28 protein-coding genes are annotated in these 23,364 nt (G+C 73.9%); 16 read left to right on the top strand and 12 right to left on the bottom strand.

Features of this window, described 5'->3' with window-relative positions:
- Positions 1–176 precede the first annotated feature (176 nt).
- From HNR68_RS25800 to dapC, 5 genes are all read left to right on the top strand, one after another.
- Complete coding sequence (locus HNR68_RS25800) at positions 177–1,928, top strand: ABC transporter substrate-binding protein (protein ID WP_179724300.1); 1,752 nt, start codon at positions 177–179, stop codon at positions 1,926–1,928.
- Between the two features lie 86 nt (positions 1,929–2,014).
- A complete protein-coding gene (gene mshB / locus HNR68_RS25795; RefSeq protein ID WP_179724299.1) occupies positions 2,015–2,929 on the top strand; it encodes an N-acetyl-1-D-myo-inositol-2-amino-2-deoxy-alpha-D-glucopyranoside deacetylase in 915 nt (304 codons plus the stop codon).
- The gene (locus HNR68_RS25790) at positions 2,926–3,291 is read left to right on the top strand and encodes a hypothetical protein (RefSeq protein ID WP_179724298.1); all 366 of its coding nucleotides are present in this window, start codon (positions 2,926–2,928) and stop codon (positions 3,289–3,291) included. The genes mshB and HNR68_RS25790 overlap by 4 nt, the downstream gene beginning before the upstream one ends.
- 232 nt (positions 3,292–3,523) lie before the next feature.
- Entirely contained in the window at positions 3,524–3,844 is a 321-nt protein-coding gene (gene fdxA / locus HNR68_RS25785) for a ferredoxin (RefSeq protein WP_179724297.1), read from the top strand.
- On the top strand, positions 3,841–4,962 hold the full coding sequence (gene dapC, locus HNR68_RS25780; protein ID WP_179724296.1) for a succinyldiaminopimelate transaminase: 1,122 nt from the start codon (positions 3,841–3,843) through the stop codon (positions 4,960–4,962). The genes fdxA and dapC overlap by 4 nt, the downstream gene beginning before the upstream one ends.
- Before the next feature lie 33 nt (positions 4,963–4,995).
- Here the strand turns inward: dapC and HNR68_RS25775 are convergent, their stop codons facing one another.
- From HNR68_RS25775 to HNR68_RS25745, 7 genes are all read right to left on the bottom strand, one after another.
- Positions 4,996–5,904 (bottom strand): CHAD domain-containing protein, encoded by a 909-nt coding sequence (locus HNR68_RS25775; protein WP_179724295.1) that lies wholly within the window; start codon positions 5,902–5,904, stop codon positions 4,996–4,998.
- Positions 5,905–5,991: 87 nt separating this feature from the next.
- Positions 5,992–6,978, bottom strand: coding sequence for a 2,3,4,5-tetrahydropyridine-2,6-dicarboxylate N-succinyltransferase (gene dapD, locus HNR68_RS25770; RefSeq protein WP_179724294.1), 987 nt, complete (start codon positions 6,976–6,978; stop codon positions 5,992–5,994).
- A 43-nt stretch (positions 6,979–7,021) separates the two neighbouring features.
- Positions 7,022–7,459 (bottom strand): LppA family lipoprotein, encoded by a 438-nt coding sequence (locus tag HNR68_RS25765; protein WP_179724293.1) that lies wholly within the window; start codon positions 7,457–7,459, stop codon positions 7,022–7,024.
- 91 nt (positions 7,460–7,550) lie between these two features.
- Entirely contained in the window at positions 7,551–7,883 is a 333-nt protein-coding gene (locus HNR68_RS25760; RefSeq protein ID WP_179724292.1) for a hypothetical protein, read from the bottom strand.
- Positions 7,876–8,394, bottom strand: a complete 519-nt coding sequence (locus tag HNR68_RS25755) for an LppA family lipoprotein (protein WP_179724291.1) — start codon at positions 8,392–8,394, stop codon at positions 7,876–7,878. Before HNR68_RS25755 ends, HNR68_RS25760 begins: the two co-directional genes overlap by 8 nt.
- On the bottom strand, positions 8,391–10,190 hold the full coding sequence (locus HNR68_RS27525; RefSeq protein ID WP_179724290.1) for an alpha/beta hydrolase: 1,800 nt from the start codon (positions 10,188–10,190) through the stop codon (positions 8,391–8,393). The genes HNR68_RS25755 and HNR68_RS27525 overlap by 4 nt, the downstream gene beginning before the upstream one ends.
- Positions 10,191–10,193: 3 nt before the next feature.
- A complete protein-coding gene (locus tag HNR68_RS25745) occupies positions 10,194–10,490 on the bottom strand; it encodes a hypothetical protein (RefSeq protein WP_179724289.1) in 297 nt (98 codons plus the stop codon).
- Positions 10,491–10,615: 125 nt separating this feature from the next.
- Here HNR68_RS25745 and dapE point away from each other — a divergent pair, with 125 nt between their 5' ends.
- Positions 10,616–11,692 (top strand): succinyl-diaminopimelate desuccinylase, encoded by a 1,077-nt coding sequence (gene dapE, locus HNR68_RS25740; RefSeq protein WP_179724288.1) that lies wholly within the window; start codon positions 10,616–10,618, stop codon positions 11,690–11,692.
- 51 nt (positions 11,693–11,743) lie between these two features.
- On the opposite strand, the gene HNR68_RS25735 is transcribed toward dapE, so the two are convergent.
- The gene (locus HNR68_RS25735; protein ID WP_179724287.1) at positions 11,744–12,709 is read right to left on the bottom strand and encodes a slipin family protein; all 966 of its coding nucleotides are present in this window, start codon (positions 12,707–12,709) and stop codon (positions 11,744–11,746) included.
- Positions 12,710–12,919: 210 nt separating this feature from the next.
- Here HNR68_RS25735 and HNR68_RS25730 point away from each other — a divergent pair, with 210 nt between their 5' ends.
- From HNR68_RS25730 to folP, 3 genes are all read left to right on the top strand, one after another.
- Positions 12,920–13,705 (top strand): LOG family protein, encoded by a 786-nt coding sequence (locus tag HNR68_RS25730; protein WP_179724286.1) that lies wholly within the window; start codon positions 12,920–12,922, stop codon positions 13,703–13,705.
- Positions 13,702–14,256, top strand: a complete 555-nt coding sequence (locus HNR68_RS25725) for an LOG family protein (protein WP_246330535.1) — start codon at positions 13,702–13,704, stop codon at positions 14,254–14,256. Before HNR68_RS25730 ends, HNR68_RS25725 begins: the two co-directional genes overlap by 4 nt.
- Before the next feature lie 95 nt (positions 14,257–14,351).
- Positions 14,352–15,167 (top strand): dihydropteroate synthase, encoded by an 816-nt coding sequence (gene folP, locus HNR68_RS25720; protein WP_218889790.1) that lies wholly within the window; start codon positions 14,352–14,354, stop codon positions 15,165–15,167.
- A 4-nt stretch (positions 15,168–15,171) separates the two neighbouring features.
- On the opposite strand, the gene HNR68_RS25715 is transcribed toward folP, so the two are convergent.
- On the bottom strand, positions 15,172–15,501 hold the full coding sequence (locus HNR68_RS25715) for a hypothetical protein (RefSeq protein ID WP_179724283.1): 330 nt from the start codon (positions 15,499–15,501) through the stop codon (positions 15,172–15,174).
- 206 nt (positions 15,502–15,707) lie between these two features.
- Here HNR68_RS25715 and HNR68_RS25710 point away from each other — a divergent pair, with 206 nt between their 5' ends.
- Genes HNR68_RS25710 through HNR68_RS25695 form a run of 4 tightly spaced genes read left to right on the top strand, consistent with a single transcriptional unit; the run spans position 15,708 to position 17,462 of the window.
- The gene (locus HNR68_RS25710; protein ID WP_179724282.1) at positions 15,708–16,040 is read left to right on the top strand and encodes a helix-turn-helix transcriptional regulator; all 333 of its coding nucleotides are present in this window, start codon (positions 15,708–15,710) and stop codon (positions 16,038–16,040) included.
- A gap of 43 nt (positions 16,041–16,083) precedes the next feature.
- Positions 16,084–16,434, top strand: coding sequence for a DivIVA domain-containing protein (locus HNR68_RS25705; RefSeq protein WP_179724281.1), 351 nt, complete (start codon positions 16,084–16,086; stop codon positions 16,432–16,434).
- 3 nt (positions 16,435–16,437) lie between these two features.
- A complete protein-coding gene (locus tag HNR68_RS25700) occupies positions 16,438–16,890 on the top strand; it encodes an SRPBCC family protein (RefSeq protein ID WP_179724280.1) in 453 nt (150 codons plus the stop codon).
- A complete protein-coding gene (locus HNR68_RS25695) occupies positions 16,887–17,462 on the top strand; it encodes a DNA-3-methyladenine glycosylase I (RefSeq protein WP_343050409.1) in 576 nt (191 codons plus the stop codon). The genes HNR68_RS25700 and HNR68_RS25695 overlap by 4 nt, the downstream gene beginning before the upstream one ends.
- 131 nt (positions 17,463–17,593) lie before the next feature.
- On the opposite strand, the gene HNR68_RS25690 is transcribed toward HNR68_RS25695, so the two are convergent.
- On the bottom strand, positions 17,594–18,382 hold the full coding sequence (locus HNR68_RS25690) for an enoyl-CoA hydratase-related protein (RefSeq protein ID WP_179724279.1): 789 nt from the start codon (positions 18,380–18,382) through the stop codon (positions 17,594–17,596).
- A gap of 373 nt (positions 18,383–18,755) precedes the next feature.
- Here HNR68_RS25690 and HNR68_RS25685 point away from each other — a divergent pair, with 373 nt between their 5' ends.
- Both HNR68_RS25685 and HNR68_RS25680 read left to right on the top strand, forming a co-directional pair.
- Positions 18,756–18,923 carry a DUF3117 domain-containing protein gene (locus HNR68_RS25685; protein ID WP_009949794.1) on the top strand — a complete coding sequence of 56 codons (168 nt, stop codon included), beginning with the start codon at positions 18,756–18,758 and terminating at the stop codon, positions 18,921–18,923.
- 295 nt (positions 18,924–19,218) lie between these two features.
- The gene (locus HNR68_RS25680; RefSeq protein WP_425502926.1) at positions 19,219–20,757 is read left to right on the top strand and encodes a leucyl aminopeptidase; all 1,539 of its coding nucleotides are present in this window, start codon (positions 19,219–19,221) and stop codon (positions 20,755–20,757) included.
- A 78-nt stretch (positions 20,758–20,835) separates the two neighbouring features.
- On the opposite strand, the gene HNR68_RS25675 is transcribed toward HNR68_RS25680, so the two are convergent.
- Positions 20,836–21,762, bottom strand: a complete 927-nt coding sequence (locus tag HNR68_RS25675) for a LysR substrate-binding domain-containing protein (RefSeq protein WP_246330534.1) — start codon at positions 21,760–21,762, stop codon at positions 20,836–20,838.
- A gap of 63 nt (positions 21,763–21,825) precedes the next feature.
- Here HNR68_RS25675 and HNR68_RS25670 point away from each other — a divergent pair, with 63 nt between their 5' ends.
- Complete coding sequence (locus tag HNR68_RS25670) at positions 21,826–23,082, top strand: MFS transporter (protein WP_179724277.1); 1,257 nt, start codon at positions 21,826–21,828, stop codon at positions 23,080–23,082.
- On the opposite strand, the gene tatB is transcribed toward HNR68_RS25670, so the two are convergent.
- The gene (gene tatB, locus HNR68_RS27035; protein ID WP_179724276.1) at positions 22,985–23,362 is read right to left on the bottom strand and encodes a Sec-independent protein translocase protein TatB; all 378 of its coding nucleotides are present in this window, start codon (positions 23,360–23,362) and stop codon (positions 22,985–22,987) included. The genes HNR68_RS25670 and tatB overlap by 98 nt on opposite strands.
- Positions 23,363–23,364: the final 2 nt, after the last annotated feature.

The raw sequence follows: 23,364 nt of genomic DNA, 5'->3' as shown, positions 1-23,364 counted from the left end.
CACCGCCGCCTCACCGGCCGGTGGGGCCGGTGCCCAGCACACGGGGCTCGACCCCGGTGGCGGTCGCGCGGGCGGCGGCAGGAACCATGGAGGGCTCTCGCGCGTCTTCCGCACGTGGTGAGACGCCCCGGGGGTCGGGGCGGATCGGGGGGATCCGACATGAGGGGAGGTTCGGCGTGTCCCAGGGTCGACGCCGCCCACTGGCTGCGGTCTCCCTGCTGGTGACGGTCGTGAGCGTGGTGGCGGCCTGCACCAACGCGCCACCACCGCCGCTGGTCGAGCGCCCGACGCCACCGCCCCCGACGACCACCGCGCCGCCGACGCAGCCGATGCCGGTCGAGGTCGTCGTCGGGGTCGACGAGCTGGAGGGCGGGTTCAACCCGCACACCCTCGCCGACCTCTCGCCGACCAGCTCGGCGCTGGCCAGCCTGATGCTGCCGTCGGTGCACCGGCCCGGCCCGGACGGGCGGTTGCAGCTGGACACCACGCTGATGGAGTCGGCGGAGGTGGTGCCGGACCGGGAGAAGTTCACCGTCCGGTACCGGATCCGCCGCGAGGCGAACTGGTCCGACGGCGCGCCGATCGCCGCCGAGGACTTCGTCTACCTGTGGCAGCAGCTGCGTTCGCAGCCCGGCGTGGCCGACGCGGCGGGCTACCAGCTGATCGACGACGTCGCCTCGCGCCAGGGCGGCAAGACCGTCGACGTCACCTTCGCCACGCCCTACCCCGGCTGGCAGACGCTGTTCACCAACCTGCTGCCCGCGCACCTGCTGCGGGACGCGCCCCGGGGCTGGTCGACGGTGCTGGACGACGGCTACCCGGCCTCGGGCGGGCCGTTCGCGATCCGGCAGGTCGACCTCGACCGCGGCGAGATCGTCCTGGAGCGCAACGACCGGTACTGGGGCCCGCCCGCGCGGTCCGACCGCATCGTGCTGCGCGCGATCGACAAGGCCCGCCAGGTCGAGGCGCTGCGCAGCGGGGACAGCCACCTGGCGGTGTTCGGCGCGGACACCGGGACCATGCAGGCGCTGCGCGACCTCGGTGACTCCGTGCAGCTGGTCACCGTGCCGCGGCCGGCGACCGTGGAGGTGCTGGTCCGCCCGGACAGCCGCGCGCTGGCCGACGTCCAGGCGCGGCAGGCGGTCCTCGCGGCGCTCGACCGGCCGGCGCTCATCGAGGCGGGCACCGGCGGTGGCCCGGCCGAGCAGCTGCAGTCGCACGCCCAGGTGCTGGCGCCGTCCGAGCCCGGCTACGTGCCGACGGAACCGGCCGGTGCGTTCCCGGCCGGGCCCGACCCGGCGCGGGTCAGCGCGCTGCTGGAGCGCGCCGGCTACCACCGCAGCGGCGACACCTGGATGCGCGACGGCAGGCCGCTGAACCTGGTCATCGCCGCGCCCTTCGAGCGCGAGTCCTACATCCGCGTCGCGGAGGAGGCGGCGCGGCAGCTGCGGGAGCAGGGGATCCAGGCGACGGTCGTGACACCGACCGGGGACCAGCTCTTCGGCGAGATGCTGGCGGCCAACCCGAAGTCCGGGGACTCCGGCGGCGCGGCCTCGGTGGACATGGCGATCGCGCCGCGGCCGGCGGGCGGTGACCCGGCCGCGACGATGGCCACGGCGTACGGCTGCCCCGCCACGTCCTCGGACGGCGAGCAGCCGTTCCCGCACAACGCGGCCGGGTTCTGCGACGAGCTGCTGCAGCCGACCATCGACGCGGCGCTGACCGGGCAGGTGCCGTTCGCCGAGGCGTCGGCGGTCGTGGAGCCGGTGCTGTGGCGGGCCGGGGTCGCGCTGCCGCTGTACCAGCAGGCGCAGGTCATGGCGCTGGGGCCCGAGGTGGAGGGGGTCGAGCCGGGCCACGGCCTGGCCGGTCCGTTCTCCACCGCTGCCCGCTGGCTCGGCACCTACGCCGACAACGACGGCTACTGAGGCCGTTCCGCCGCTGGTCGCTGGGCCGTCCGGAGCAACGCGACGCCTGGCGTCGTGTGGTGCGTGCCGCAGATTAGGCTGGACCGGTGAAGCTGACGGCCCCACCGCGGTTGCTGCTGGTACACGCACACCCCGACGACGAGAGCCTGTGGACCGGCGGGACGATCGCTCGCTACGCCGCACGCGGTGTGCAGGTGGTCGTGGTGACCTGCACCCTCGGCGAGGAGGGCGAGGTCATCCCGGAGAGCCTGCGCGGTCTGGCCGCGGACCAGGCGGACCAGCTCGGCGGCTACCGGGTCGGCGAGCTGCGCTCGGCCTGCGCCGCGCTCCACGTGACCGACCACCGCTTCCTCGGCGGCATCGGCCGCTGGCGCGACTCCGGGATGCTCTGGGAGCGGCCGGGCGTGGCGGGCGCGCTGCCGGACGCGCACCCCCGGGCGTTCGCGGTCGGTCCCGCCGACGAGCAGACCGACGCCCTGGAGGCGGTGCTGCGCGAGGTCAAGCCGCAGGTCGTGGTCACCTACGCCGCCGACGGCGGCTACGGGCACCCCGACCACGTCCGCGCCCACGAGATCACCGTCGCGGCCGCGGCGGAGGTGCCCGAGGTGCAGCGCGTCTTCTACGCCGTGCCCTCGCGCGACGCCCTGGCGAAGGGGTTGGCCGCGCTGGCCGAGGTCGAGGACGACCTGCCGTTCCAGCTGCCCGAGCCGCACGAGCTGGCCAGCGTCCCGGACGAGACGATCACCACCGTGATCGACGTCTCCACGCACCTGCCCGCCAAGATCAGCGCGCTGCGGGCGCACGGCACCCAGGTCAAGGTGTGGCTGGACCGCTGGGACAACGGCGGCGGGGTCGCCGCGTACGCGCTGTCCAACGGCGTCGCGCAGCCCATCGTGCCGACCGAGCACTACGTGCTGGCCAGCGGTCCGTCCGAGGGGTGCGAGGCGGACCTGTTCGGCGGGCTCGGCGTGTGCGGGACCGAACCGGTGGAGGACCGGTGAGTCCGCTGGACCGCGTGGTGTTCGGCTTCCTGCTGGTCGACGCCGTGGTCTTGGCGCTGGTCGAGCTGCTGTTCCTGCCGTCCTACCTCGGCACCGTGCAGTTCCCGATCACCGCGGCGGTCGCGGCGGTGACCACGCCGCTGCTGGTCGCGGAGGCGGCCCGGCTCTCCCCGCGCCGCCGGATCGCCGGGGCGCCGCTGGTGGTGTGGTTCGCGACCGTGATGGTCTTCGGCGCCTTCGGCCCGGGCGGCGACCTGGTGCTGCTCGGCAACGACTGGCGGACGCTGCTGCTGATCGGTGCCGGGGCGCTGCCGAGCGCCATGATGCTCGGCGTCGTCCTCGGCAAGCGCGCCCGCGGGTGACGGCGGTGTGGCGCACCGCACGCGGCGCCTCCGACCACCTCCGACGTGCGCGTCACCGCTCGGCGGGTCACCCTTGTGGTTTACGTCGTTAACTCGTGCGACGTAGAGTCATCACCGCTCCCGAGCTGTGGACCGGTTACGTGTCCTGGGTGGGTAGGGGAGATACTGTCAGCAGTCGCCGCAGGAGGTTCCTGCGCGCGAGTAGGACAACGCTTCGAGCAGGAGTGCAACCGTGACCTACGTGATCGCCGAGCCCTGCGTGGACGTGCTCGACAAGGCGTGCATCGAGGAATGCCCTGTCGACTGCATCTACGAGGGCGGGCGGATGCTCTACATCCACCCCGATGAGTGCGTCGACTGCGGTGCCTGCGAGCCGGTCTGCCCGGTGGAGGCCATCTACTACGAGGACGACGTGCCGGAGGAGTGGGCCGCCTACACCAAGGCGAACGCGGACTTCTTCGACGACCTCGGGTCGCCGGGCGGTGCGGCGAAGGTGGGCAAGGTCAACAAGGACGTCGAGCCCATCAAGAGCCTTCCCCCGCAGGGCGAATGAGCGGCGCGACCGGCCCGGGCACCGCGTCCGGGCCCCGCGGTCCGCAGCTGCCGGACTTCCCGTGGGACTCGCTGGCCGGGCACAAGGCCACCGCGGGGGCCCACCCGGACGGCATCGTCGACCTGTCCGTCGGGACCCCGGTCGACCCCGTGCCGGAGAACCTGCGTCGAGCGTTGTCGGCGGTCGCCGACCAGCCGGGCTACCCGGCCACGCACGGCACCCCGGAGCTGCGGGAGGCGGCGGTCGCGTCCCTGCAGCGGCGCTACGGGATCACCGGGCTGGAGCCCGACGCCGTGCTGCCGACCGTCGGATCGAAGGAACTGGTCGCCTGGTTGCCGACGCTGGTCGGCGTGCGGCCCGGCGACGTCGTGGCCGTCCCCGAGCTGGCCTACCCCACCTACGAGGTGGGCGCGAAGATCGCGGGTGCCGAGGTGGTGCGGCTGGCGCCGGGCGAGCGGCCGCCGGCCGGGACCACGCTGCTGTGGCTGAACTCCCCGTCGAACCCGACGGGGCGCGTGTTGGACGCCCAGCAGCTGGGCGAGTCGGTGCGGGCCGCGCAGGAGCTGGGCGCGGTGGTCGCCTCGGACGAGTGCTACCTGGCGCTGGGCTGGGACACCGAGCCGGTGTCGGTGCTGCACCCGTCGGTGGGCGCGGACCGGCGCGGCGTGCTCGCGGTGCACTCGCTGTCGAAGTCGTCGAACCTGGCCGGGTACCGCGCCGGGTTCGTCACCGGCGACCCGGACCTGGTGGCGCGGCTGCTGGAGCTGCGCAAGCACGCGGGCATGATCGTGCCGCGGCCGGTCCAGGCGGCGATCACCGCGGCGCTCGAGGACGACGCGCACGTGAGCGCGCAGCGCGAGCGGTACGCGGCGCGGCGCGCGGTGCTGCGGCCCGCGCTGGAGGCCGCGGGCTTCCGGATCGACCACTCGCAGGCGGGCCTGTACCTGTGGGCGACGCGCGGCGAGGACGCGTGGCAGACGGTGGACTGGTTGGCGCAGCGGGGGATCCTCGCGGCCCCGGGCACCTTCTACGGCCCGGCGGGTGCGCAGCACGTCCGCATCGCCCTCACCGCGACGGACGAGCGCATCGGCGCCGCCGCCAAGCGCCTCGCGGAGTGATCCCGGCCCTCCCCGGCGCGGGGAGGGCCCGGGTCAGACCGCCTCGGCCGCCTGCCGGAGCGACTCCCACACCACCGGCCATCGGGCCCGGAGCTCGGTGCGGCGGTGGTGCTCGCGTTCCACCAGGCGGCCCGCCACGAACGCCACCTGCGGGTCGGTGTCGTCGCGGAGCAGGCCGCGCAAGCGCTCCACCGCCACGCAGGCGTCCTGGTGCGCACCGAGGACGTCCTGCAACCGGCGGGCTTCGGCGACCAGCCGGCGCGCGGGGTCGCCGAGGGCGGGCTGCGCGAGCTCCGCGGCGTAGCGGACGCGCTTGCCCGTGATCCGCAGCGCGTGCAGGTCCCGGTCGGACGGGTCCGGTGGCAGCCGGTCGCCCGCCTCCCGGAGCTGGCGGACCTGGCCGAGCACCAGCTCCCGCAGCTGCCGCCGGCTGTCCACATCGGACCGATCCGGTGCGGTGCGGACGGCGGCGGCCAGTGCGCGCAGCAGGTCCGCGTACCGCCGGCTGTCCAGCGCCTCCCGCAGCGCGCTCCGGGCCGTGCGGCGCTCGGCTTCGACACCGGCGACCAGCCGGTCGGCCGCGGCCCGGTCACCGGGCGGCAGGTCCGTGGTCTCCGCGCGCAGGTGCTGCAGCAGGACGTCGAGGTCGCGAGCCGGTCCCAGCGCCCGGCCCAGCCAGCCGAGCTCGGCGCGCAGCGGCTCCGACCAGCTGCGGTCCAGGTGCGGTCGCGCCACCCGCAGCACCGCGCGCATCCGGCGGACCGCGACGCGCACCCGGTGCAGCTCCTCGGGGTCCGCGCCGAGCCGGGTGCCCGGGGCGTGCGCGACCAGCGCGCGCGTGCGCGCGTCCAGCACCGCCCGCACGTGCTCGGCGACGGAGGCCTCCCGGTCGGCCACCACGGGTTCGGCGGGCAGACCGAAGTCTTGCCGGCTGCTGGCCATTGCCCATGGTAGGGGCGCCCGGCCGCACCTCGCGTGCGCAGCGGGCCCGCGAGCGGGAGTGCTCACGGGCCCGCTGCGAGGAGCTGGTCAGTCGTTGGCGTGCAGGGCGGCGTTGAGCTCGACCTTGCCGCCGGAGCGCTCGGTGACCTCGACGAGGCCCGTGGTGGAGTTGCGGCGGAACAGCAGGTTGCTCGACCCGGACAGCTCCGCGGCCTTGGTGATCGTGCCGTCCGGCAGCGACACCTTCGTGCCCGCCGTGACGTACAGGCCCGCCTCGACGATGCAGTCGTCACCCAGCGAGATGCCCACGCCGCCGTTGGCGCCGATCAGGCAGCGCTCGCCGATGGAGATGACCTCCTTGCCACCGCCGGACAGCGTGCCCATGATCGAGGCGCCGCCGCCGATGTCCGAGCCGTCGGCGACCACGACACCGGCGGAGATCCGGCCCTCGACCATCGAGGCGCCGAGGGTGCCCGCGTTGTAGTTCACGAACCCCTCGTGCATCACGGTCGTGCCGCTGGCCAGGTGCGCGCCCAGCCGGACCCGGTCGGCGTCGCCGATGCGCACGCCGGACGGGACGACGTAGTCGACCATGCGCGGGAACTTGTCCACGCCGTAGACGGTGACCGGGCCGCGGGCCCGCAGCCGCAGCCGGGTCGCCTCGAAGCCCTCGACCGGGCAGGGGCCGTGGTTGGTCCACACGACGTTGGACAGCAGGCCGAAGACGCCGTCGAGGTTCTGCCCGTGCGGCCGGACCAGGCGGTGCGACAGCAGGTGCAGCCGCAGGTACACGTCGTGCGCGTCCGCCGGGGCGTCAGCCAGCCGACCGATCTCGGTGCGCACCGCGACCACCTCGACGCCGCGGGCCTCGTCCCGCCCGAGCAGCGCGGCACCGGCCTCACCGAGCGCCCCGGCGGCCTCCTCGGCGCTCAGCCGCGTCGTGCCGGACTGCCCCGGCTCGCCCAACCGGACGGTCGGGAACCAGGTGTCGAGCACCGTGCCGTCGTCGGTCACGGTGGCCAGGCCCACGCCGTGGGCGCCCGTGGTCTGCGGATCGGGAGACTGTGCACTCATACCGGGAACGGTAATCGGCGCAGGTGGTGGTGGCCCGAACGGGTCAGTCCTCCGCGGCCGCCCGCAGGTGGCACCCGGTCACGATGGACAGCACCGTGTGGTCCGAGGTGCTGAACCGGTAGACCGCGCCGTACTCGTCGTTGGCGGTGATCTCGTGGTCGCCGCTGCGGTTCACCACGACCTCGGGTTCGCCGAAGCCGTACTCGCGGCTGAGCTGCCGGACGATGTCGACCGCCCGCGGCCAGAACGCGTCCGGCAGGTTCTCCGGCACCTGCCACGACTCGAGCTCCCAGACCTCTGCCTCGGGGACGTCCGGGAACCCGGCGCAGCCCGCCCGGGTGACCGGCTCGGTCTTCACCCAGGACAGCGGGCCGAGCTCGTGGTCGAGCCGGTCCCGGATCCGCTGCTGCAGCTGGCTGTACTGCGCGCTGATCTCCTCGATGCTGGGTCGGAGCCGGAGCACGCTGCGCGGATCTTCCACGGCATCTCCCCTCGATCGCACTACCCCGGAGGGGAATCATGCCGGAGATCACCCTCCGGGAACCGCAGTTGGTGGCCCGCACCACCTGGGGTCAACCGATCGAGGACGCGGCGACGTGGATGATCCCGAAGGCGGCCAGCGGCGCCACCACCACGCCGAGCAGCCCGACGGCGACGGCGCTGCCGACGGTGCCGGGCCTGCGCACGCGCATCCACAGCACCATCGGGGCCGCCACGATCACCGAGAGCGCGATGGCCGTCGTGTAGCCCATCGACGGGCACACGCCGGTCTCGCCCGCCTCGCACGGCACCGAGGCGGCCCACACGCCGATGAGGACGGCGTAGGCCGCCTGCGGCACGGCGAGCAGGGTCGAGGCGACAGCGGAGACCAGCGCGACGACCCGCGCACCCGACCGATCAGCCATCCTGGACCAGGTGGCACCCGGTGCGCACGCGCAGCACCGCGTTCACCTTCGTGGTGATCTGCAGCGTGCCGCCGAAGGAGTCCCGGATCTCGACCTTGTGGTCGCCGGGCCGGTCGAGCACCACCTCGCGCTCGGTGAAGCCGTACCGGGCCGCGAGCTCGTCGGCGATCTCCAGCGCGCGCGGCCACTGGTCGTCGGGGACGCCGCCCTCGTACCGCCAGCGGTCCAGGGTGTGCTTCTCGGCGCCGGGGACGTCCGGGAACTCCGCGCAGCCTGCCGTGCCGCGGTCGCCGTCGTTGACCCACGGGGTCGTCAGGCCCAGCTCCGAGGCCCAGCGGTCCCGGAGTTCCTGCAGCATCTGCTCGTAGCGCGCGGTGATCTCGGCCATCGAGGGCCGCTGCTGCAACGTGCTGGTCGGGTCTTCCATGCTTCCCCCGTCGGGCGTGTCGGGCTGGCTCGCGCACGCGGTGACGAGCGCGGCGGTGAGGACGAGCAGGGCGAGTCGCCTCACGAGAACAGGTCCTTGATCTTCGAGCCGGCGTCCTTGACACCGGACCAGGCGTCGCTGCCGAAGTCCTTGAGGTCCGACCAGGCCTCGGTGCCCCAGTCCTTGACCGCGGAGACGCCCTCCTGGACCTGGTGCGGCACGTAGGAGATCACGTCGCCCACGCCGTCGGTCGAGCCCTTCACCGTCTCCTTCGGCAGCCCGGCGACGATCGCCGCCATGTTGTGCTGGCTGGTGGTGTTCGGCTTGAGGTAGTCGCTGTGGCCGGTCACCCCGTCGCCGTGCTCGGACTCCTCCGTCGACAGGTCGGTGAAGCCGTCCACGTGGGAGGGGTCGCCGCCGAAGCGGGCGAGGTCCGCGACCGGGTCGTTCTTCGCCTCCAGCAGGTAGGCGTGGCCCTTCGGCACGTGCAGGTCCTCGATGTCGTTGGTCCCCACGCCCGGGGAACCGTAGAGGATCGCGTCGTCCACGCCGTGGCCGCCGCCCTGCAGCGCGTAGCCCGTGGTCGTCGAGCCGTAGGAGTGGCCGATCGCGGTCAGGTGCGGGTCGTGGTCGCGGGAGGCGTTGATGCCCTTGTAGAAGTCGTTGAGCTTCTGGCCGCCCTCCTGCGCCGACTCGGAGCTGGCCACCGAGTCGCCGGTGATGTCGCCGACCTCGGACCACTGCGGGGCCTCGTAGCCGATCCAGGTGATCGCCGCGACCTCCTCCTCCTCCTTGCCGCTGGCGGCCAGCTGGTCGTTGGACTCGGCGACGAGCTTCTGCATGGTGTCGTCGTAGCCCTTGAGGCTGCCCTCCACGGTGGTGGTGAAACCGGGGGTGAACACCGAGACGTGGTCGGCCTCGTCGACGTCGCCGACCGCGACGGCGGCCTTGAGCCGTTCCCCGCTCGGGTCGAGCACCAGCAGCTGGCGCGGCGGTTCGTCGCGGGCGACGGTCTCCTCGACCGCGTCCACCGCCTCGAGCTTGGCGTTGACCTGCTCGAGCTCGGCCTTCTCGTCCTCGCTGACCCCGCCCCGCTCCAGCGCGGCCTTCTCCTCCTCGAGGGCCCGGCGGGTGTCGTCGAGGTGGGCCCGGTTGGCCATGTCGCGGACCTCGGCGGGGATGCCGTCGCGGTTGCCCAGCCAGGCCGGCGGGCTCTCCAGCAGGGCGGCGCGCTGCTCGTCGGACAGCGACGTCCACCACCGCGCGTTCGCCTCCGGCGAGTCGTCGGCGGGCTTGCCGGCGGAGGCGGCCAGCTCCACGAGCTCGTCGGTGGCCGCGGCGTCGGCCAGCGTGCCGCCCTTCCCGGGCTCGATCCGGTCCTCCTCGGCCGCGGTGAGCGCCTTGGCCAGCTCGGCGTCGGTCTGCTCGGCGTCGTCGAGGATCTTCTCGATGTCGGCCACGAGCTTGTCGCGGACCTGGAGGCGCTGCTGCCGGACCTCCTCCAGCTGGTCCTCGGGCACGTCCTGGGGCGGGTTGACGTCGCGGACGCCGCCCTCCTCGGTGATCTCGAAGCCGTGGGCCCGGGCCTCGTGGTCGGCCTGCTCGATCCGCTTCCTGAGCTGGGCGACCTCGTCGGCGGCCGCGGCCACCGCGACCCGCACCGTCGCGACCTCGGCGATCAGCGAGCGCATGCCGTCGACGAGCTCGGCGTGCTCCCCGGCGGCGCGCTCGGCGGCCGGCCCGCTCCAGCCCGCGGGGTTCTTCGCCCCGTCCAGCTCGTCCTGCAGGCCGATCAGGTCGTCACGGCGCTTGCCCAGCTCGGAGTGGGCCGATTCGAGCTCCTCCGGCTTCCAGCGGCGCACGTCGGCGTACGAGACCACGGGTCACCGCCCACCCGCGGCGCGGATGCCCTGCGCGCCGGCCTCGTCGGAGCCCTGGTACTCGTCCGCGCTGGCGGTCAGCGAGCGGCCGTGCTCCGCCGCCGCCGCGCTCCACTGCGCGACCGCCTGCTGCCAGCTCTGCGCGACCTGCTTCGCCGCGCCCTCGGACCGGCCGCCGGGCATCGCCCCGGCGACGTCCTCCACGGGCGGCCCGAGCGTGACCTGCCCGGCTCGTTCACCCGCCCTCGTCGCGCTCTTCCCGGCCTTGCGCAGCACGTCCGGGTCTGCCGTGAACGTCAACGCCCCACCTCCAGCGGCCGAAGCCTAGCGTCGTGATCACCGGTGAGATGCACGATCGGGCGAATCGGTTCCCGCCTCCTCCGCCGCCCCCGCCCCCGGCGCCGCCGCCGGGTAGCCTCCGGGTCGTGACTGCGTTGCTGGACCTCACCGCTGACCCCGTCGAGCTGACCGCCGCGCTGGTGGACATCCCCAGCGTCTCCGGCGGCGAGAAGGCCATCGCGGACGCGGTGGAACAGGCGCTGCGCGCCCAGGCGCCGCACCTGGAAGTGGTGCGCAACGGGGACGCGGTGCTGGCGCGGACCGCCCTCGGCCGGGACGCGCGGGTGGTCCTCGCCGGCCACCTGGACACCGTGCCGATCAACGACAACCTGCCGCTGACCCGGTCCGGCTCGGGCGCCGACGAGGTGCTGCACGGGTGCGGGACGGTGGACATGAAGAGCGGTGACGCGGTGATGCTGCACCTCGCCGCGACGCTGGCCGAACCGCGCCACGACCTGACGTTCGTGTTCTACGACTGCGAGGAGGTCGAGGCCGAGCGCAACGGCCTCAACCGCATCGAGCGCGAGCTGCCGGACTGGCTGGACGGCGACCTGGCGGTGGTCTGCGAGCCGTCGAACGCGGTGATCGAGGGCGGCTGCCAGGGCACCATGCGGGTCGAGGTGCGCACCACCGGCACCCGCGCGCACACCGCGCGCGCCTGGATGGGGGAGAACGCGATCCACGCCGCGCACCCGGTGCTGCAGCGGCTGGTGGAGTACCAGCCGCGCAACCCGGTGATCGACGGCCTGCAGTACCGCGAGGGCCTGCAGGCGGTGCGCATCTCCGGCGGTGTGGCGGGCAACGTGGTCCCGGACTCGTGCGTGGTGGAGGTCAACCACCGCTTCGCCCCGGACAAGTCGCTGGCCGACGCCGAAGCGCACCTGCGCGAGGTCTTCGACGGCTTCGACGTCACGGTGACCGACGGCGCGGCCGGGGCGAAGCCGGGCCTGACCGCGGGGCCCGCGGCGGAGCTGGTCGAGGCGTCCGGTTCCGAGCCGGTCGCCAAGCTGGGGTGGACCGACGTGGCGCGCTTCGCGGCGCGCGGCCTGCCGACGGTGAACTTCGGCCCCGGCTCACCGACCCTGGCGCACACCCAGCAGGAGCACGTGGCCACGGCGGAGATCCGCCACTGCGCGGACGTGCTCACCCGCTTCCTGCGCTGACCGCGGAAGGCGCCTGCCGCCGGGTCCGGTGACAGGCGCCTCGCGCTCCGGTCAGGCGATGCCGAGCACCGCCTGCTCCTCCTCGGTCTCCGCGTCGCGCTGGCGCGGCAGCTCCGGCTCCGCTCGTGCGGGCGTGGCGGTCCCGGGCTCCTGGCTGGTCAGCTCCGCTCCGCTGCTCGCCGCGCGTTCGGCCTCCGCGAGCGCCTGCCCGTCGGTCTCCGTCGTCTCCGGCGTCGCCGCGGGCTCCTCCGCCTCGCCGGTGGACCCGCGCCGCACGTGCTCGACGAACTGCAGCAGTTCGACCGGGAACGGCAGCACGAGGGTGGAGTTCTTCTCCGCCGCCACCTCCACGACCGTCTCCAGCAGGCGCAGCTGCAGCGCCGCCGGGGTGTCGGACATGACGCGGGCCGCGTCGGAGAGGCGCCGGGAGGCCTGGTACTCGCCGTCGGCGGAGATGACCCGCGAGCGCCGCTCCCGCTCGGCCTCGGCCTGGCGGGCGATGGACCGCTTCATCGACTCCGGCAGCGAGACGTCCTTGATCTCGACCCGGTCGATGTGCACGCCCCAGCCCAGCGCCGGGCTGTCCAGCATCAGCTCCAGGCCCTGGTTGAGCCGTTCGCGGTTGGACAGCAGGTCGTCCAGGTCGCTCTTGCCGATGATCGAGCGCAGCGAGGTCTGCGCGACCTGGCCGACGGCGAACAGGTAGTCCTCGACGTTGATGATGGCGCGGACCGGCTCGTCGACGCGGAAGTACACCACCGCGTCCACCCGGACGGTCACGTTGTCGCGGGTGATGCCTTCCTGGGCGGGCACCGGCATGGTGACGATCTGCAGGTTGACCTTCCGCATCCGGTCCACCACGGGGACGATCATGGTGAGGCCGGGGCCGCGGGTCAGCTCCTGCACCCGCCCGAAGCGGAACACCACGCCGCGTTCGTACTGCTTGACGACCTTGACGCTGGCGGCGAGGTAGAGGACGCCGAGCACGAGGATCACGATCAGCAGGTCGATGAGCATGGCTGACTCCCGGGCGCGGTTCCGGTCGTGCCCGCGACCCGGCTGCTCCGCCGATGGACGCGCGTGGTGATCCCGGCCGGGCCGTCGGCACCACTCGATCGTTGTATCCCCATCGTACGCCCGCACGCGCGGGCGTGAATCCCCCGTGAACAGGCATTTCGGCCCGTCCCCTCCCGTCGGGAACGGGTCGGTGCTGCGTAGGCTCTCACCATGACGATCGAAGGCCAGTGGGGCGAGCCGAACGGCGCCGAGCGGCCCCAGGAGAAGCAACGCGGCCCCGTGGTGCTGCGCCGGTCCCGGTTGACCGAACCCACCACCACCGACCAGCGCTTGCTGGACTCCCGCGGCCCCTCGGACTGGGTGCACACCGACCCGTGGCGGGTGCTGCGCATCCAGGCCGAGTTCGTGGAGGGCTTCGGGGCCCTGGCCGAGGTCCCGCGCGCGGTCACCGTGTTCGGTTCGGCCCGCACACCGCGGGAGCACCCGGAGTACGCCGTGGGCGTCGAGCTGGGTGCGGCGCTGGCCGGGATCGGCTGCGCGGTGATCACCGGCGGCGGCCCGGGCACGATGGAGGCGGTCAACCGGGGCGCGTCGGAGGCCGGCGGGCTGTCCATCGGGCTCGGCATCGAGCTGCCCTTCGAGCAGGGCCTCAACCCGTGGGTCGACCTGGGCGTGAACTTCCGGTACTTCTTCGTCCGCAAGACGATGTTCATCAAGTACGCCCAGGCCTTCGTGTGCCTGCCCGGCGGGTTCGGCACCATGGACGAGCTGTTCGAGTCGCTGACGCTGGTGCAGACCAAGAAGGTCACCAAGTTCCCGGTGGTGCTGTTCGGCAAGTCCTACTGGCAGGGCCTGTACGACTGGATCCGGGACAGCATGCTCGGGTCCGGCAAGATCGGCGAGAAGGACCTCGCGCTGCTGCACCTCACCGACGACGTCGGTGACGCGGTCGGGATCGTCCAGGAAGCGTACGAAGCATGGGAGGCCACGCATTGACCAGTTCCGCACCCGCCGACGTCTCGGTCTGCGTCTACTGCGCGTCCGGGCCGGTCGACCAGCAGCACCTCGACCTGGCCGCCGAGGTGGGGCGCGGGATCGCCAAGCGTGGCTGGACGCTCGTCTCCGGCGGCGGCCGCGTCTCGATGATGGGCGAGGTCGCCCGGGCGGCCCGCGCCCACGGCGGCCGCACCGTCGGGGTCATCCCGAACGCGCTGGTGGAGAAGGAGGTCGCCGACACCGAGGCGGACGAGCTGCTGGTCGTGGAGACCATGCGGGAGCGCAAGGGCCTGATGGACGCGCACGCCACCGCGTTCCTCGCGCTGCCCGGCGGCATCGGCACCTGCGAGGAGCTGTTCGAGGTCTGGACCGCCCGCTACATCGGCATGCACGACAAGCCGATCGTGCTGCTCGACCCGGACGGCCACTACCGGGGGCTGCTGGACTGGTTGCAGGGGCTGGTCGACCGCGGGTTCGCCAAGCAGCACTCGATGGACGTGCTCGACGTCGTCGCCACCGTCGAGGCGGCGCTCGACGCCTGCGACCCGTGACGCTCCCGCAGCGCCCCCGCGGCGTGCCAGGATCTCCCGGTGTGCAGCCCCTCCGGTTCCGCGACAAGGACGTGGCCCAGGACCGCCCCCTGGTGATGGCGATCGTCAACCGCACCCGCGACTCGTTCTTCGACCGCGGCCGCACCTTCGAGGTCGACGCCGCCGCCGAGGCGGTCGACCGGGCGGTGGCCGACGGCGCGGACATCGTGGACATCGGCGGGGTCCGCGCCGGGGCCCAGGGCGAGACCGTGGACGCCGCGGAGGAGGCGCGCCGGGTGGTGCCGTTCGTGGCCGCGGTGCGCGAGCGGCACCCGGACCTGGTGATCAGCGTGGACACCTGGCGGCACGACGTGGCCCGGCAGGTCTGCGAGGCCGGCGCCGACCTGCTCAACGACACCTGGGCCGGGGCCGACCCGCAGCTGGCCGAGGTGGCCGCGGAGTACGGCGCCGGCGTGGTGTGCTCGCACACCGGCGGGCTGCCGCCGCGCACCGACCCGTACCGGTCGCGCTACACCGACGTGGTCGCCGAGGTGACCGCCGAGCTGGTCGAGCGGGCGGAGCGGATGGTGCGCATCGGCGTGCCCCGGCCGGGCGTGCTGATCGACCCGACGCACGACTTCGGCAAGAACACCTGGCACGGGCTGGCGCTGCTGCGCCGGGTGGACCAGCTGGTGGCGACCGGGTGGCCGGTGCTCATGGCGCTGTCGAACAAGGACTTCATCGGCGAGACCCTGGACGCGGCCGTCGACCAGCGGCTGGAGGGCACCCTCGCGGCGACGGCGGTCGCGGCGTGGGGCGGGGCGAGGGTGTTCCGCGCCCACCACGTCCGCGAGACGCGCCGGGTGGTGGACATGGTCGCGGCCATCGCCGGGACCCGTCCCCCGCACCGGGTCCTGCGTGCCCTCGCCTGAGCGGTCAGGGCGTGCCGAGGGCGCGGTCCAGGAGCTCGGCCAGGGCCGGGAACGGGATGTCCGGGCGGACCTCGCGCAGCACCGGCTCCAGGCGCAGCCACCGCGACCGCACCCGGCGCGGGCTGAGCGGCTCGCGGTCCAGCTCCTCCACCAGCTCCTCCAGCCGCCAGTGCGCCTCGTCCCGGGCCATCACCGGCTCCGGGTGCTGGGCGATCACGTCGACCAGCTGCGCGAGGTACGTGCGGAGCTGCTCGCGGGCCTCTCCCTGCGGCGCGTAGGTGGTCGCGGCGTCCAACCGCGAGGCTCCGGACGTCGTGGCGCTGTCCTCGGGCACGGCGAAGGCCTCCTGGTCGATCGCGGGACTCCTGCCGGTTCCGCAGTGTGCGCGGGTCCGCCCGGACCAGACGCCGTTCCCGCCGGACGCCACCCGAACGGCGCAGCTGTGATCGGGATCATCGTCCCCCCGGATCGCGAAAGGACTTAGGTCCTCTTGTGCGAGGGCGGTGACAGTGGTCGCAAATGACCGTAGAGTCGCTACCTGTGAAGGCTGATGCGCTCCGCGGCCACTTGGATGCCCTTCTGCTGGCCACGCTCGACGGCAGGGCATTGCACGGCTACGCGATCATCGAGGCGCTGCAGGAACGCAGCGGTGGTGCTCTGGACCTCCCCACCGGAACCGTCTACCCGGCGCTGCGGCGGTTGGAGCGCGCCGGGTACGTGCAGAGCACGTGGAGCACCGTCGGCGGCAGACAGCGCCGCACCTACCGGTTGACCCAGGCCGGTGCGCAGACCCTGCAGGCAGAGCGGCGGGCGTGGCGCGAGTTCACCACCGCCATCGAAGGCGTCCTCGACGCGACCCCGGCCAAGACCTGACCGTGGCCGCGGCGGGGCGCCGTCCGTGCCACGATGGACGACCGTGGCTAGTGCGCTCATCTACCTCTTCGCGGTGCTCGCCGTCGCCGCGGTGGTGTACCTGCTCGCGACGCTCGTGTTCGGGCGCGGTGAGGAGCTGTCCCCGCTGCCGCCCGGCGCGACCCCGACCCGTCTGCCTCCCGCCGACATCGAGGGCTCCGACGTGCGCGCGCTGCGGTTCCAGCAGGTCCTGCGCGGTTACAAGGCCTCCGAGGTGGACTGGGCGCTGGAGCGGCTCGCCGGGCAGATCGACGAGCTGCACGGCCGCATCGCGGTGCTCGAGCGCCAGCTCGAGGTCGCCGGGCAGCAGCTGCAGGAGGTCCGCGCTGCGCGCGCCGACGCCCAGGAGGACTGAGCGGTGGGCCCGGTCGAGCTGAGGTGCAGCGTCCCGGTCCAGGCCCCGCCGGAGGTGGTGTGGGCCGCGGCGACCGACTGGGCTCGGCAGGGCGAGTGGATGCTGGGCACCGAGGTGCACCCGGTCGGTGCCGCCGACGGGCCCGGCGGGCAGCTGCTCGCGGTGACCGGGTTCGCCGGTGTCGGGGTCGTCGACAGGATGGAGATCGTGGAGTGGCGGCCACCGCGGAGCTGCCGGGTGCGCCACGTCGGCGCGCTCGTCGTCGGTTCCGGCGGGTTCGACGTGGTCCGGTGCGGCAACGCGGCGTCGACCTTCGTCTGGTGGGAGCGGCTGACCCTGCCGGCGGGTGCCGGACTGGTCTGGCCCGTGGTCCGGCCCGCGTTCAGCTGGGGCCTGCGGCGGTCGCTGGACGCGTTCGCGGAGTTCTGCCGCCGGTACGACAGGAGGAGCGGGTGAGCGGATCCGGCGCCGTGCTCGGCGCGGACGGCAAGGCCCGGTGCCCGTGGGGCGCGGGACCGCCGGACTACACCGAGTACCACGACCGCGAGTGGGGCGTGCCGCTGCGCGGCGTCGCAGCGCTGTTCGAGCGGCTGACCCTGGAGGCGTTCCAGTCCGGGTTGTCGTGGCTGACGATCCTGCGCAAGCGGGAGGCGTTCCGCAGCGCGTTCGCCGGGTTCGAGCCGGAGAAGGTGGCGGCCTTCGACGACGCCGACCGGGAGCGGTTGCTCGGCGACGCGGGCATCGTCCGCAACCGGGCGAAGGTCGACGCCGCGATCCGCAACGCGCGGGCGGTGCTGGAGCTGGACCGGCCGCTGGACGAGCTGCTCTGGTCGTTCGCCCCGGAGCGCCGGGCGCGCCGCCCGGCGACGACGGCGGACGTCCCGGCGACCACCCCGGAGTCGACGGCGATGGCCGAGGAGCTCAAGCGCCGCGGCTTCGTCTTCGTCGGGCCCACGACCTGCTACGCCCTCATGCAGGCCACCGGCATGGTCGACGACCACCTGGCCGACTGCTGGCGGGCTGGGTGACGCGGTCCCGGCTCACCGCCGGGTGCGTGGAGGGAGGTGCAGGGCACCCCTCACCGACCCCGTTGGCGAGAGGTGCCCTGCACTCCGGTGCGTCGTGGGTGCCCGAGCCCCCGCTCGGTGCCGGCTCGGCCTCAGCGGCCGGTGAAGTCGGGGGTGCGCTTGTTGACGAAGGCGTCGACCGCTTCGCGGTGGTCGGCCGTGGCCCCGGCCTCGGCCTGGGCGCCGGCCTCGACCGCCAGGGTCTCGGCGAGGCCCTCGGCCGCCGCCGCCAGCGCGGTCTCCTTGATCCGGGCGTAGGCGAACGTCGGGCCGGCCGCCATGCGGGTCGCCAGCTCCATGGCCGCGTCGCGCGCCTCGCCCTCGCCGACGACCCGGTTCACCATGCCGATGCGCAGCGCCTCCTCGGCCGCCACCGGCTCGGCGAGCAGCAGCATCTCCATGGCGCGGCCGTAGCCGATCAGCCGGGGCAGCGTCCAGGACGCGCCGGAGTCGGTGGACAGGCCGACGTTGGCGAAGGCCATGAGGAACTTCGCGTTCGACGACGCCACCCGCAGGTCGCAGGCGTAGGCCAGGGACGCGCCCGCCCCGGCGGCGGTGCCGTTGACCGCGGCGATCACCGGCTTCGGCATGCTCGTCACGGCCCGGATGATCGGGTTGTAGTGCTCCTCGACCGTCTTGAGCGGGCTCGGGTCGCCGGCCTCCAGCAGTGCGACGTGCTCCTTGAGGTCCTGCCCGGCGCAGAACGCCCGGCCCGCACCGGTGATCACCACGGCGCGCACCGAGTCGTCCGCGGCCGCGTCGCGCAGCGCGCCGAGCAGGGCCTGCTTCAGCTCGACGTTGAGGGAGTTGAACGAATCGGGGCGGTTCAACGTGAGCAGGCGCACACCGGCGGTGTCCTCGGTCAGCAGTACGTCGGTCACTTTCGAGCTCCTTGCCTCGCGGTCCGCTGCCGCTCCTCGGCCGGGACGGCGCACCGTGTTCCACAGTGGACGCCACGGGGCGCGCGATGTCCCAGGTGGACAGTGTTGTCGCAGGTAGTCGAGGTCCTGCGGTGGTGGTCCGCCGGCCGCGGCGCCCTGCGGCGCGTCGGCTGCCCCGGCCCGTCGCCGGCGACCCGGGAACAACCCGCGCGAGCGGTGAGTCTGCCAGCCCTCGCGGGCATTCGACCAGCGCACGGCCGACACGAGTTGATCGGTTCGGTTTCGTCCCAGCCTCGGGATGGGGGAGAATGGGGGACAGACCCGAGCTGGTTGTGGCGATCAGCGGGGTAAGAGTTCACGGAGGGAGCACGCTATGGCGGCCATGAAGCCCCGGACCGGTGACGGTCCCCTCGAGGTGACTAAGGAGGGACGCGGCATCGTGATGCGCGTTCCGCTTGAGGGTGGTGGGCGGCTCGTCGTCGAGATGTCGGTCGAGGAGGCAAAGAACCTGGGCGATGCCCTGGAGTCCGCCACCGGCTGAGGCCGCCAGCCGGCGATCCCGGGGGTGCCGCGGGGAGGACCGCCGCGGTGCTTCCCGCGCCGAGGCGACAGCGCAGCGCCGACGACGAGTGGCGAGCACTCTTCGCCGCGACCGGGCCCCGGTGCCGAGGACGGCGCCGGGGCCGTCGTCGACCAGGCAGGCCCCCGCGGTCGAGTGCGGATCGTGACCGCGCGGGTGACGACGGTAGTTCTCGAGAGTGCGCGGCCCGTCCGTGCAGGAAGGTCTTCACGTGTCCGGTGCCTCAGTGTTCCGCTCCGCCCAACCGGTCCGCGACGTGGACCCCGCGCTGCCCGCGATCCCGACCGCTCTGGTCGAAGTGGACGTCGTGCGGCAGTGGCGGGACGGCGTGCCCGGTGCGGTCCCGGTGTTCGACGGTGAGTCGGGACCCGGGCTGGCCGACGCGGCCGAACAGTTCGATGTGGACGCCGCCGTGCTGGAGGCCGTCGGGGCCTCGGCGTCGGCGGGGACGGCCCGCGCGCTCCCGCTGCGCGACGGCGGGGTCGGCTGGGCCGTCGGGGTCGGGTCCGGCGGCGCGGCGCAGTGGCGCAGCGCGGGTGGCGCGCTGGCGCGCGCGGTGCGCGAACGGCTCGGTGAGGCGGCTGAGTCCGACGAGGAGCCCGGCGACCTCGGTGAGGCCTCCGACGCCGACTACCTCCAGGTGAAGCTGCCCGCGGACGTCGACGGCGAGACCGTCACGGCGTTGGTGCTGGGCCTGGCGCTCGGCGGGTACCGGTTCCGGGTGTCGCGCCGGCCGGTGCCGCCGCGGCTGCGCAAGGTCCTGCTCGTCGCGCCGGAGGGTGCCGACGTGGCGGCGCTGGGTGCACAGGCCCGGCGCGCCCGTGAGCTGGCGGCGGCCACGGCCCTGGCCCGCGACCTCGCGAACACCCCGTCGAACGTCAAGGACCCGGCCTGGCTCACCGGAACCGGAGCGGAGCTGGCCGGGGACCTGCCGGACCTGACCGCCACCGTGCGCGACGAGAAGTGGCTCGCCGAGCGCGGTTTCGGCGGCATCCTCGCCGTCGGCGGCGGATCGTCGCGCCCGCCTCGGCTGCTGGAGCTCGCCTACCGCCCGAAGGGCGCGACGGGACCGCACCTGGTGCTGGTGGGCAAGGGCATCACCTTCGACACCGGTGGGATCTCGATCAAGCCCGCCGAGGGCATGCACCTGATGCGCACCGACATGTCCGGTGGCGGTGCGGTGATCGCCGCGCTGCTGACCATCGCGCGCCTCGGCCTGCCGGTGCGGGTGACCGGTCTGGTGCCGTCCGCGGAGAACCACGTCTCCGGCAGCGCCTACCGGCCCGGTGACGTCGTCCGGCACTACGGCGGGAAGACGACCGAGGTCGGCAACACCGACGCCGAGGGCCGGATGGTGCTGGCCGACGCCATCGCCTACGCCGTCGACCGGCTCGAGCCCGACCTGCTGGTGGACGTCGCGACCCTGACCGGCGCGATGAAGGTCGCCCTGGGGCTGCGCACGGGCGGGCTGTTCGCCTCCGACGACGAGCTGGCCGAGAAGGTCCGCGCGGCCGGTGCGCGGGTCGGCGAGGCCTGGTGGCGGATGCCGCTGGTCGAGGACCACGCGGAGGCGGTCAAGGGCGAGCTGGCCGACGTCAAGCAGACCCCGAGCGGGCCGGGCGGCATCACGGCAGCGCTGTTCCTGCGGGAGTTCACCGGCGACCTGCCGTGGGCGCACCTGGACATCGCCGGTCCGGCGCGGGCGGAGAAGGACCACGACGAGGTGGTCGCGGGCGGCACCGGCTTCGCGGCCCGCAGCCTCGTCGAGCTCGCCGCCACCCTCGCCGACTCCTGACCCGAGCCGCTCACCCGGTCGAGTCGAGGTGAAGGGCCCCTCCCGCCGACCCGGTCGGTGAGAGGGGCCCTGCACGCTTCACCCGGACCGGGTGGTGAGGGCGTGGTCGCGGAAGGTGCGCACCGCCGGGGGTTGGGGGCGGTTCGCGGGCCACGCGAGGCCGATCGTGCGGTAGGCCGGTGGGGTGAGCGGGATCTCCACGGTGTCCGGCGCCGGAGCGGTGCCGGCCGGCGGGAGCACCGCGACGCCGAGCCCGGCCGCGACCAACCCGCGGACCGTGTCGACCTCCTCGCTCTCGTACGCCAGCCGCGGCTCGAACCCGGCGGACTCGGCCAGCCGCATGAAGATCTGCCGCATCCCGTAGCCCGGGCGCATCGCGACGAAGTCCTCCGCGGCCAGGTCGGCCAGCCGCAGCGCCGCCCGCCGCGCCAGCCGGTGGTGGACGTGCAGGACCGCCACCAGCGGCTCCTCCTGGACCGTGGCGCACTCCCAGCGCGGGTCGCCCACGGGCAGCGGGGCGACGAGGCACAGGTCCACCTCGCCCGCCCAGGTGCGCGCGAGCATGGTGTCGCGCGAGCCCTGCACCAGTTCGAACCGCACCTGCGGGTGCTGGTCGCGGAACCCGCGCAGCAGCGGCGGCACCAGCGTGCTGCCCATCGTGTGCTGGAACCCGAACGTCACCCGGCCGCGGTCCGGGTCGAGCTCCTCGACCACCGCCCGGCACCCGGCCTCCAACCGCTGCATCGCGTCCTCGGCGGCCCTGGCCAGCAGGGTGCCCGCGCGGGTCAGCAGGATGCCCCGCCCCTGCCGGGCGGTGACCGGGGCGCCGAGCCGCGCGCCCAGCTTGGCGAGCGTGCGGCTGACCGTCGGCTGCGGGACGCCGAGGACCTCCGCGGCCCGTGTGACGTGCCCCTCGGCGGCGACCGCCCGCAGCACCGCCAGGGTGGGCGCCAGGTGCGCCGCGAGCTGGGACGGGTCGTCGACCGGCTGCGATTGATCCACCATCGCATCGATCATGTCGCAACGACGTATTGGACGCATCATTTAGGACTGCTCACCATCAGGAGCGTGGACGACCAGGCACGCACCACCCGCATCCGCATCGCCCTGCTGCTCGGCGCGCTGGCGCTGTTCGCCCTGCTCTACGCGCCGCAGCCGGTGCTGCCGCAGTTCGCCCAGGAGTTCGGGCTGGCACCCGGCACGGTGGCGCTGCTGGTGTCGGCCGCGACGCTGGGCCTGGCGGTGGCGGCCATCCCGCTCGGCGCGCTCGCCGAGGTCGTCGGCCGCCGCCGCGTCATGATCGGGGCGCTGCTGGTGGCCGAGGTGCTGGGGCTGCTGCTGCCGTGGGTCCCGGTGTTCGGCGTGCTCGTCGTCCTCCGCCTGGTCCAGGGCGTGGCGGTCGCCGGCCTCGCCGCGGTCGCCACGGCGTACCTCGCGGAGGAGGTCGGTGGCCGCAACCTGGGCGCCACCATGGGCCTCTACGTCGCGGGCACCACCATCGGCGGGATGACCGGCCGGCTGCTCGGCGGCGTGGTCGGCGACTTCGCCGGGTGGCACGGCGGCGTGCTCGCGGTGGCCCTGCTCGCGGCGGTCTGCACCGCGCTGTTCGTGGTGCTGCTGCCCGCCGAGCGGCACCACCAGCGCACGCCGCTGTCGCTGGGACCGCTGTTCGGCGGGCTGCGCGCGGCGCTGCGCGACCCCGTGCTCCACGCGCCGTACCTGGTCGCCGTGCTGGGCATGGGCTCGTTCGTCACGGTCTACAACGTCCTCGGCTTCCGCCTGACGGCGCCGCCGCTGCTGGTGCCTCCGGCGCTGGCCGCGCTCGCCTTCCTCGCCTACGCGGCGGGCACGGTGACCTCGACGCTCGCCGGGCGCGCCGCCGACCGCTACGGCCGCACCACGGTCCTGCTCAGCGGGCTCGCGGTCACCGCACTGGGACTGCTGCTGATGCTGGCCGGGAACTTGGCGGTGATCGTGCTCGGCCTGGTCGTCTTCACCGGCGGGTTCTTCGCCGCGCACTCGGTGGCCAGCGGCTGGGTCGGCGTCCAGGCCTCACCGCAGGCCCGCAGCCAGGCGTCCGCGCTGTACCAGCTGGCCTACTACGGCGGGAGCAGCGTCGGCGGCGTGGTGGGCGGCGCGTCCTACGGGGCGTGGGGCTGGTCCGGCATGACGGTGCTGCTGTGCTGCTGGTTGGCAGCGGCTGCGGTGGTGGTGTGGGTCACCCGGATCAGGTCGCGTCGGAGTCGAACGGCGGGCGCTCCCCCGGCTGCAGCGGACGCTGCTGCGGCGTCGGCTGCGGCGAGTGGCCGTTCCCGTTCGAGTTGAGGTCGAGCGGGTTCTCCCCGTCGAAGAGGTGCTTCTGCACCGCGGTCCTGGGGTTGAAGTTGCGGATGCCGCGCAGGTCCTCCAGTGGTTTGCGCAGCTCGTCGAACTCCGGCCCCAGCTCGGACTTGATCTGGTCGCGGGCGCCGGTCGCGTACTCCTTGACCTGGCGGATGGTCCGGCCGAGCCAGGCCGCGCCCTGCGGCAAGCGCTCCGGTCCGAGCACGAACAGGCCGACCACGATGAGCACGAGGAGCTCGGGCCAGCCGATGCTATCGAACACCT

Origin of the sequence: Saccharopolyspora hordei (assembly GCF_013410345.1) — a bacterium.
Lineage (GTDB): Bacteria > Actinomycetota > Actinomycetes > Mycobacteriales > Pseudonocardiaceae > Saccharopolyspora > Saccharopolyspora hordei.
The sequence above is the reverse complement of the archived record's forward strand: the minus strand, read 5'-3'. Positions and strand labels throughout refer to the sequence as shown.

Excerpts from the sequence above, each read along its gene's own strand:
- dapC (WP_179724296.1), top strand. The coding sequence starts at position 3,841 with ATGAGCGGCGCGACCGGCCCGGGCACCGCGTCCGGGCCCCGCGGTCCG.
- HNR68_RS25775 (WP_179724295.1), bottom strand. The coding sequence starts at position 5,904 with ATGGCCAGCAGCCGGCAAGACTTCGGTCTGCCCGCCGAACCCGTGGTG.
- dapD (WP_179724294.1), bottom strand. The coding sequence starts at position 6,978 with ATGAGTGCACAGTCTCCCGATCCGCAGACCACGGGCGCCCACGGCGTG.
- HNR68_RS25760 (WP_179724292.1), bottom strand. The coding sequence starts at position 7,883 with ATGGCTGATCGGTCGGGTGCGCGGGTCGTCGCGCTGGTCTCCGCTGTC.
- HNR68_RS25735 (WP_179724287.1), bottom strand. The coding sequence starts at position 12,709 with ATGCTCATCGACCTGCTGATCGTGATCCTCGTGCTCGGCGTCCTCTAC.
- HNR68_RS25730 (WP_179724286.1), top strand. The coding sequence starts at position 12,920 with ATGACGATCGAAGGCCAGTGGGGCGAGCCGAACGGCGCCGAGCGGCCC.
- folP (WP_218889790.1), top strand. The coding sequence starts at position 14,352 with ATGGCGATCGTCAACCGCACCCGCGACTCGTTCTTCGACCGCGGCCGC.
- HNR68_RS25685 (WP_009949794.1), top strand. The coding sequence starts at position 18,756 with ATGGCGGCCATGAAGCCCCGGACCGGTGACGGTCCCCTCGAGGTGACT.
- HNR68_RS25675 (WP_246330534.1), bottom strand. The coding sequence starts at position 21,762 with ATGGTGGATCAATCGCAGCCGGTCGACGACCCGTCCCAGCTCGCGGCG.